The sequence below is a fragment of the Actinomadura sp. HBU206391 genome (assembly GCF_014323665.1).
Taxonomy (GTDB): Bacteria; Actinomycetota; Actinomycetes; order Streptosporangiales; family Streptosporangiaceae; genus Actinomadura_C.
Genome location: NZ_JABVEB010000345.1, coordinates 1 through 4873, shown reverse-complemented (window position 1 = coordinate 4873; position 4873 = coordinate 1). Strand labels below are relative to the sequence as shown.

General features: G+C 66.9%; 7 protein-coding genes. 5 read left to right on the top strand and 2 right to left on the bottom strand.

Going from position 1 to position 4873, the window contains the following annotated elements; all coding sequences use genetic code 11:
* The 4 genes from HKK72_RS35980 to HKK72_RS35965 all read left to right on the top strand — a co-directional run.
* Positions 1–794, top strand: a 794-nt coding sequence (locus tag HKK72_RS35980; protein WP_187238867.1) for a cation diffusion facilitator family transporter, incomplete at its 5' end; no start/stop codon positions are given.
* A 129-nt stretch (positions 795–923) separates the two neighbouring features.
* Positions 924–1688: a transporter substrate-binding domain-containing protein gene (locus HKK72_RS35975; protein ID WP_222721580.1), complete on the top strand. Its 765-nt coding sequence runs from the start codon at positions 924–926 to the stop codon at positions 1686–1688.
* Entirely contained in the window at positions 1688–2335 is a 648-nt protein-coding gene (locus HKK72_RS35970) for an amino acid ABC transporter permease (protein ID WP_187238865.1), read from the top strand. The genes HKK72_RS35975 and HKK72_RS35970 overlap by 1 nt, the downstream gene beginning before the upstream one ends.
* The gene (locus tag HKK72_RS35965; protein ID WP_187238864.1) at positions 2332–3135 is read left to right on the top strand and encodes an amino acid ABC transporter ATP-binding protein; all 804 of its coding nucleotides are present in this window, start codon (positions 2332–2334) and stop codon (positions 3133–3135) included. The genes HKK72_RS35970 and HKK72_RS35965 overlap by 4 nt, the downstream gene beginning before the upstream one ends.
* A gap of 7 nt (positions 3136–3142) precedes the next feature.
* Here HKK72_RS35965 and HKK72_RS35960 read toward each other — a convergent pair whose 3' ends face one another.
* Complete coding sequence (locus HKK72_RS35960; RefSeq protein WP_315987619.1) at positions 3143–3913, bottom strand: SDR family oxidoreductase; 771 nt, start codon at positions 3911–3913, stop codon at positions 3143–3145.
* 54 nt (positions 3914–3967) lie between these two features.
* Between HKK72_RS35960 and HKK72_RS35955 the strand changes: the two genes are divergently transcribed.
* Complete coding sequence (locus HKK72_RS35955; protein ID WP_187238862.1) at positions 3968–4306, top strand: ArsR/SmtB family transcription factor; 339 nt, start codon at positions 3968–3970, stop codon at positions 4304–4306.
* Between the two features lie 78 nt (positions 4307–4384).
* On the opposite strand, the gene HKK72_RS35950 is transcribed toward HKK72_RS35955, so the two are convergent.
* Positions 4385–4873, bottom strand: a 489-nt coding sequence (locus tag HKK72_RS35950; protein WP_222721579.1) for an RrF2 family transcriptional regulator, incomplete at its 5' end; no start/stop codon positions are given.

The window sequence follows — 4873 nt, the reverse complement described above, 5'->3', positions numbered from 1 at the left end:
ACGCCGCCTCGATTCTCTTCGCCCTCGTGGCGATGCGACTGGCCGCGCGCCCGCCGCGTGGTGGCTTCACCTTCGGGCTCAAGCGCGCCGAAATCCTGTCGGCACAACTCAACGGCGCCACGCTGCTCATTCTGGCCGGACTCTTTTTCTACGAGGCGATCCGCCGCCTGATCACCCCGCCCGACGTCGAGGGCGGACCCGTGCTGATCACCGCCCTGGTCGGCATTGGTGTCAACCTCGTGGCGACCTGGCTGCTCAGCAAGGCCGACAGGTCCAGTCTCAACGTCGAGGGCGCCTACCAGCACATCCTCAACGACCTCTTCGCGTTCATCGCCACCGCCCTGTCGGGTCTGGTGGTGCTGCTGACCGGGTTCCTGCAGGCGGATGCCATCGCCACGCTCATCGTGGCCGCGCTCATGCTCAAGGCCGGGTGCGGACTCATCCGCGACACCGGAAGAATCTTCCTTCAGGCCGCACCCATGGGGCTCGTTCCGGCTGAGATCGGTGCGCGGCTGGCCGGACAACCGGGCGTCGCCGAGGTCCACGACCTGCATGTCTGGGAGCTCACCTCCGGCTACTCCTCATTGTCGGCCCACGTGTTCGTCCGGCGTGAAGGTGACCCCCTCGCGGTGCGGCGCCGCCTTCAGGACCTCATCGCCCGGTCCTACGGGATCACGCACACCACGTTGCAACTCGAGCCCGTCCAGGAGGACGGCGCGAGTGCCGGCGGCCGTGTCGATACCCACCATTGCGCCGATCCTCATGGCCCCCACTATCTGTCTCCGCGTGCCTGAGCAACGGCTCCTCCCATGCCGGAAAGGGGGCGTGAGATGAAAAGACCGTATGCCTTTGCCTCAATGGTCCTCCTATGCTTGACGTCCGCGGCGTGTTCCGGCGCTCCGAGCAAGGACACCCTGGAGCGAGTGCGCACCGCAGGGGTCCTCAGGGTGGCCCTCACGCAGGCGAATCCACCATGGAATTTCCTCGACAGCGGCAACCGTCCGGTGGGCTACGACGTGGACGTCGCCCACGAGGTGGCCAGGCGAATAGGCGCCGGCGGTGTCAGATTCATCGGGACTGACTTCGCCAACTTCGTCGGAGGCATCCGAGCCGACAGGTTCGACATCGTCATCGCCGGCCAGACGATCACTGCGAAGCGTCGCGGGGAGGTCGACTTCTCCCGGCCCTACGCCGTCAACGGTGTCGCGATTTTCGTCCGCAAGGGAAACACCGGCATCGGCGGGCTGAAGGATCTGCCCGGCAAGAGGGTCGCAGTGTCGGAGGGCACAGTGCAAGCGGAGTTCGCGCGTACCCGAATTCGCAATGCAAAGGTCAAGACCTACAGGAACGCCACTCTCGTCCTCACCGATCTGTCGTGGGGTCGCGCCGACGCGGCGCTGGTGTCTCGTCTCCAGGGCACCTATCTGGCCGCGAAGAAAGGACTGGCCATCACCCCCGTGGGGCCGATCTGGCACAACTACCCACTCAGCATGTCCTTCCGGAAGGGGTCTCCCGCGTTCAAGCGGGCCGTCGACAGCGCCATCAATGACATGGTCGGCGATGGCACCCTGTCGGCCATCTCCCGCCGATGGCTCAACGGGCTCGATATGGCGGCCGAGCTCCGCGGCATGTCGCCGAATGCGGCTATTCGGCAGTCCGGAGGTCGTCTGGAAAGGAGTGCGGTCTGATGGACCTCGTCGTCCTGTCAATGCCCAGCCTGCTCAAAGGTCTGGGCGTCACAATTCTGCTCGGCGTGGTGTCGTTCATGCTCGGGTTCATGCTCGGTGTGCTCATCACCCTGGCCAGGATCTCCCGGTCTCCGGTGCTCAAAGGAGCGGCGATCTCCTATGTTTCGCTGTTCCGTGGTACCCCACTGCTCATCCAGGTCATGATCGTGTACTTCGGGCTGCCCCAGCTGGGCGTGCGGATTCCGCCCATCCCGTCGGCGATCCTGGCCTTCACTCTCTACTCCGCCGCCTACCTCAGCGAGAACCTCCGTGGCGGGATCTTGGCCATCGACAAGGGCCAGTGGGAGGCCGCCGGCTCGATGGGCATGACCTACGGCCGGAGCCTTCGGCGGATCATCTATCCGCAGGCCCTCCGCGTCGCCACCCCGGCGATCGGCAGCAGGTTCATCGCCCTCATGAAGGACACCTCGCTGGCCTCGGTCATCACGGTCGTGGAGTTGACCCGGGTGGCCGAGAGCGTCGGCAGCTCCTCCTTCCGCTATGTCGAGGCCTTCGTGCTGGCCGGCGTCGTCTACTGGCTGATCAACGCTGTTCTGTCCGTCGGGCAGGCGGTCCTGGAACGACGTATGGGAAGGGCGTACACATGATCGGCACGGTGGCCATCGACGTACGAGGACTGCACAAGCGCTTCGGCTCGCACGAGGTACTCAAGAGCGTGGATCTCACGGTGCACAGCGGTGAGGTGGTGGCGGTCATGGGCCCGTCCGGCGCCGGCAAGACCACGCTCATGCGCTGCCTGAACCTGCTGGAGGAACCCGACGCCGGAACCATCACCGTCCACGGCCGGACCGTTGACTGCACACCCGCGCGGAGCACCCGCCACCGCAACCGGCTGATCCGCGACATACGCACCCGTACCGCGATGGTGTTCCAGAACTACAACCTGTTCCCGCACATGACCGTTCTCGAGAACATCATCGAAGCACCCATCTCCGTACGGCGGCTACCTCACTCCTACGCGGTCGAGGTGGGAGAACGCCTTCTCGCCCGCGTGGGGTTGACCGACAAACGCGACGAACACCCTGCGAGACTGTCCGGCGGCCAGCAGCAGCGCGTCGCCATCGCCCGGGCACTGGCCATGGACCCCGAGGTCATCCTCTTCGATGAGCCCATTTCCGCGCTCGACCTCGAACTGGGCGCGGAGATCCTCCACATCATGAAGAACCTGACCGCCCGCGGCATCACCATGGTGATCGTCACCCATGAGATCGCCTTCGCACGCGAGGTCGCCGATCGGGTGGTCTTCATGGACGCCGGTTACATCCTCGAAGAACAGCATCCCAGCGTCTTCTTCGACAACCCCTCCACTCGCCGTGCCAGGTCATTCCTGCGCCTGGTGTCGGAAGGCGACGGTTCTCTCCCGGAACTGAAGCAGACGAACGGTTGACCGGTCGTCAAGTCAGCTCGAGTCCGCCGTCGACGGTGAGGACCTGTCCGGTGAGCCAGGCGGTGTGGCCGTCGGCGAGCCGCAGGATCCATGTGGCGATCTCGGCGGGGTCGCCGCGACGGCCCAATGGGATGGCTGCCGCCTCGTCGATCTTGACCTGGTCGATCACGGTGTCGGGGAGGCCGGCGGCGGTCAGGGCCTCGCTCTCGGTCGGGCCTGGGGCGACGGCGTTGACCCTGATGCCGTCGGGTGCCAGTTCCAGCGCCCAGCTGCGGGTCAGTTGCTCGAGTGCGGCCTTAGAGGCGCCGTAGTGGGCGGCGCCGGCCGCAGGCCGGTGCCCGAAGGTGCTGGAGATGTTGACGATCGCTCCGCGGGAGACCTTCAGATATGGCAGCGCTGCGCCGGCGAGCAGGCTGGGCGCGACGACGTTGGTGGCCAGTACCTGGGTGATGCGGGGGCCGGTGACCTGACTCAGCGGCATCGCGGCGAATACCCCGGCGTTGTTGACCAGGACGTCGATGCGGCCCCACCGTTCGACCGCTGCTTCGATGACCGCCTCGGGGCCGCCGTCCTGGCTGACGTCGGCGGGGAACGCCGCGATGGCGGGATGCAGGGCGGCGGTCGCCGTAAGGGCTTCGGCGCGGCGGCCGACGCCCAGGACGCGAGCGCCTGCGGTGGCGAACGCGGCCGCGGTGGCGCGGCCGATCCCCGAACCCGCCCCGGTCACGATCACGACCTGGTCGGCGAGGTGGCTGGTGGACGGGTTCGGGCGGATCACAACACCCCCAACGTTCGATGTTCGTAGATTATCGAACGAAGGTACCATGAGAACGTGAACGATCCGCGGCATCCCGAACCGAGCGAGATCACACTCACCCGCGTGCTGGCTGCGCTCAGCGATCCGATCCGGCTGGGGGTGGTGCGACTGCTGGCTGATGGTCAGGAACGCGGCTGGGGTGAGTTGCGTGCTCCGGTCGCCAAATCCACCTTGAGTCATCACCTGAAGGTCCTGCGGGACGCGGGCATCACCCGGACCCGCCAGGAGGGCACCCGCTGCTTCGTCCGGCTGCGCCGCGATGACCTCGACACCCGATTCCCGCAGCTGATGGCAGCGCTTCTCGCTGTGGCGGTGGCCGACGGCGTCGGCGAGGACGTCACCGTGGCCGGGTGAGAGCGGGGTCCCGCAAAGGGGATGTCCGTGGGAGGCGTTCCGGTGAGCGGCCTCATGAGCGGACAGGAGCGAGAGGTCCTATGCCTCGCCCGCAGTCAGCCATGTACTGATGCCGGCCAGCGCGCCGGGGCCGTAGTCGGAGCTGACGTCGCGGGCCAGGTCGGCCACGGAGATGGATCGCAGGGCGTCCCGCCAGACGGTTTCGGCCCCGGCCATGGCGCGGGTGATGGCACAGGGTGCGGTGCAAGACTCCGGCGGGGCGGCCATCGGGCCGCGTTGGCGGATCTCGGTGCAGGAGAAGGCCGGGCCGGGCCCGTCGACGGCCTCGACGACGTCGAGCACTGTGATCAGCGCGGGGGAACGGGTGAGGACATAGCCGCCCGCATTGCCCTGGACCGATCGGACGAGCCCGGCGCGCGAGAGGGCCTGGAGCTGCTTGGCGAGGTAACTGGGCGAGACGTCGTGCAACTGCGCCAACCGCGCGGCCGGCACCGGTTCATCCACCGAAGTGAGCACGACACAACAGTGCAGAGACCACTCGACCCCACCGGACATCTTCACCTCATC

Excerpts from the sequence above, each read along its gene's own strand:
- HKK72_RS35970 (WP_187238865.1), top strand. The coding sequence starts at position 1,688 with ATGGACCTCGTCGTCCTGTCAATGCCCAGCCTGCTCAAAGGTCTGGGC.
- HKK72_RS35965 (WP_187238864.1), top strand. The coding sequence starts at position 2,332 with ATGATCGGCACGGTGGCCATCGACGTACGAGGACTGCACAAGCGCTTC.